This window comes from Streptomyces sp. URMC 124, from assembly GCF_051386455.1.
Classification (GTDB): Bacteria; Actinomycetota; Actinomycetes; order Streptomycetales; family Streptomycetaceae; genus Streptomyces.
On sequence record NZ_JBPQTS010000280.1, the window covers coordinates 1 to 3,627 of the forward strand.

General features: G+C 73.6%; 2 protein-coding genes. One reads left to right on the forward strand and one right to left on the reverse strand.

Features of this window, described 5'->3' with window-relative positions; translation table 11 throughout:
* On the forward strand, positions 1–724 hold a 724-nt coding region (locus ACSNOG_RS32095; protein WP_436756226.1), incomplete at its 5' end, for a lysozyme.
* Positions 725–835: 111 nt separating this feature from the next.
* On the opposite strand, the gene ACSNOG_RS32100 is transcribed toward ACSNOG_RS32095, so the two are convergent.
* Positions 836–3,627, reverse strand: a 2,792-nt coding sequence (locus tag ACSNOG_RS32100) for a M4 family metallopeptidase (RefSeq protein WP_436756227.1), incomplete at its 5' end; no start/stop codon positions are given.

Genomic DNA, 3,627 nt, shown 5'->3' on the forward strand with positions numbered 1-3,627 from the left:
GCACGGCGCGAAGCGGCCCTCCCACCCCGAGCTCGACTGGCTCGGCTCCACCGTGCGGACCCACGAGGACCCCGGCCCCGGGTGGGGGAGGGGCGCCGCCTCCGTCGAAGGGGTCGACGTCTCCAGCCACAACGGCAACGTCCCCTGGTCCGCCCTCCGCAACGCCGGGAACCGCTTCGCCTACGTCAAGGCGACCGAGGGCACGAGCTACACCAACCCGTACTTCGCGCAGCAGTACAACGGCTCGTACGCCGCCGGCATGATCCGCGGCGCGTACCACTTCGCCCTCCCGGACAACTCCGGCGGCGCCGCCCAGGCCGCCTACTTCGCCACACACGGCGGCGGCTGGTCCAAGGACGGCCGGACGCTGCCGGGCGTCCTCGACATCGAGTACAACCCCTACGGCTCCACCTGCTACGGCATGAGCGCGAGCGCGCTCGTCGGCTGGATCAGGGACTTCTTCTCCACGTACAAGGCGCGTACGGGGCGCGACGCGGTGATCTACACCTCGACCGGCTGGTGGAAGCAGTGCACCGGCAACTACGGCGGCTTCGCCTCCGCCCACCCCCTGTGGGTGCCCCGCTACGGCGCCTCCGCCGGTGAACTCCCGGCCGGCTGGGGCTATCACACCTTCTGGCAGTACACCGACACCGGACCGACCGTCGGTGACCACAACCGCTTCAACGGCGCGTACAGCCGGCTCCAGGCCCTCGCCGGCGGCTAGGGCCCGCGCCGGCCGGTGAAGGAAAGCGCCGGGCCCCCGGCACATCGGCGCCGGGGGCCCGGTACTGCTCCGCCGAGGCTGCCGCGCGACGCTCACGCGCGGCGCGGGGGGTCAGCCGCAGGTGCCCGCCGGGCGGGTGCGGGTGACCAGGTCGGTGGTGCCGGTGGTGCCGTCGATCCAGACCACCTGCTTGCCGCCGGCCGCGGCCGCCGAGGTCTGCTCGCCGCGGTTGCAGGAGACGCGCGCCCGGGACGAGCCGTCGGCCGCGAACTGCCAGAGCTTGGCCAGCGTCTCGTTGCGGTACGTCATGTCCGGCACCTCGGCGGTCACCGTCACCGCGCTCTCGGAGACCGTGAGGTCGGTGGCGTGCAGGGCGTCCGGGCCCTTCTCCTTGCTGAGGTCCGTGACGCCGGTGCCGTCGAGCGCGGCGCGCCGCACGGCCAGCTGCCCCTCGTCGCCGGTCACCTCGTCCGCCAGCCAGAAGACGCCGGTCGCGTTGATGCCGGTCTGCCCGACGGCCTCGGGCGTGCCCAGCTGCCCCATGCGGGTCTTGGCACCGGTCTTGAGGTCCAGCACCTCGGTGCCGACGCGGTAGTCGTCGCCCTCGGGGTAGAGCGTGGCGTAGGCGATCTTCCCGCCGCTCAGCGACGGCAGGGCCGTGGCGGCCTCGGCGCGGGCGCCGTCCACCCAGGTGGGCTGCTTGTCGCCGGTGCGGAGGTAGCCGACGTGCCGGCCGGCCACGGGGTCGGCCAGGTCGATGACGACCGTGCCGCCCTCGACGCGCACGCCGTAGACCCCGCCGGTTTCGGTGCTGTAGACCTTCTTGACCGGGCCGCCCGCCAGGGGCCGGGTGAGGACGTCCGCGCCGGCCGTGCCGAAGGCGACCCAGGCGACGGTCTTGCCGTCGGTGGCCGGGTAGACGTGGTAGCGCCCGTCGTTGGGGCTCATCAGCTTCGGCGAGCCGCTGCCGTCCGTACGGCCGGCCCAGACCGAGTACGCCTCGGAGCCGTCGTCGTTCGACCGGGAGGCGGCCCACCAGCCGCCGCCCGCGCCCGTGCCCGTGCCCGCGGTGTTGAGCCGGGGCGAGAGCAGGTCGGTGTCGACGCCGAGGGCCTGCTCCCAGTTGGCCACGATGCCGTGGGCGTTGAAGGAGCGCTGGACGACGCCCAGGTCCTTGCCGGAGACGCCGAGCGCCTTGGCGGCGGCGATCACGGCGTCACGGCCCTCGGTGAAGCCGTCGAGCGGCGTCATGTACTCGGTCAGCGCCTTGTAGACGATCTTGTCGGCGAGGGTGCGGCCCAGGTCCTCGCGGATGTCCCACAAGGCGCCCGAGAAGATCGTGGAGTTCAGGTGCACGCCGCCGCCGTCGGAGCCGAAGCCGACGCCGATGAAGTTCCTGGACGTGGTGTGGCCGTCGTTGAGGTCGCGGAAGGCGCACTCGCGCGGGGACTTCGTCCGGCACAGGTCCTCGCCGAGCAGGCCCGCGGTCGGGTCGTCCATGGCCTTGCCGGCGGCGTCGGCGTCGATGGCGTTGCCGAAGTAGTCGGCGATGGCCTCGTTGAGGGCGCCGGACTGGCCCGCGTAGACGAGGTTGGCGGTGTTCTCGACGACGCCGTGCGTCATCTCGTGGCCGACGACGTCGAGGTCGGCGGAGAGCGTCTTGTACTCCTCGTCGCCGCCGCCGTACACCATCTTGGTGCCGTCCCAGAAGGCGTTGACCAGCGGCCCGCCGAACTCGGTGACGCCCACGAGGGAGTTGATGGCCATGCCGCGGCCGTCCAGGCTGTCGCGGCCGTGGACCTTCTTGTAGTAGTCGTAGACCTTGCCGGCCGCCCAGTGGGCGTCGACGGCGCCGGCCTCCGTGGCCTCCTTGCCGAAGGAGGGCGTCGCGGAGCCGAACTCCTTGATCCCCTCGGGCCAGCGGCCGGAGGCCTCGCCGACGTCCTTGCCGCGCGCGTCCCAGGTGGAGAGCAGGTTCTTGCTGGTGTCCCACATCCGCGCGTGGTCCGTCATGACGTACTCGTTGCGCGCGGTGTCCTTGTACAGGCCCAGCTCGACGGTCGTCCCGTCGTACTTGACACCGGAGCCGGTGACGCCGGGGCTGAGCGGGCCGGCGGCGGCGCGGGCGGCGGCCTCGGACGTGCCGGCGGCGGCGCCGCGGGCGCGGTCCCGCAGCGCGGCCGCGTCACCGGTGCCGAACGACTTCAGGCCGCTGTACTGCAGGACCGGATACCCGGCCTTCGCGTCGATGTAGACCTCGCGCAGCACGGGGCGGCCGGTGGCCGGGTCGGTGCCGCGCACGGTGACGTGGTGGGTGAGGACGCCGGGGCCCTTGGGGACGACGACGAGGCCGCGGGCGGTGCCCGACAGCGAGCCGGCCGGCGGCTTCGCGACGCCCTTCGTGCGGGCCGCGTCGCTCTTGGCGAGCCGGTTGCCGGCGAGGTCGTGCAGGGTCGCGGCGACGGCCCGCTCGACGGCCAGCTTCTCGCTCACCTCGGCCTGCGTGCCGGCCTTCAGGCCGGTGAAGTACTTGCCGGAGGTGCCGGTGACGACGCGCTTGCCGCCCTTGTGCTCCATCCGCACGACGTACTGGCCGCCCAGCACGTCGACGCCGCGGTGCTTCTGCTGCAGCCGCACGGTCTCGGTCGCGCCCGCCGTCTGCGTCTGCACGGGCTTCAGATCGCGGGCGGGCTCCGCGATGCGGTAGCGGCTGCGCTTGCCGGCGAGGTGGCCGCGGGCCGCGTCGGCCGCGCTGCCCGAGGAGGCGGCCGTCTCGCGGATGCCGTCCACGAGCGCCGGGGTGGCGGTTCCCTTGCCCGGGATCACTTCCACCGGGCTGCCGTCGGCACGGCCCGCCGCCTGGGCGGGTGCCGCGGTAACGAGGAGCGGGGGGGGGGGGGGGG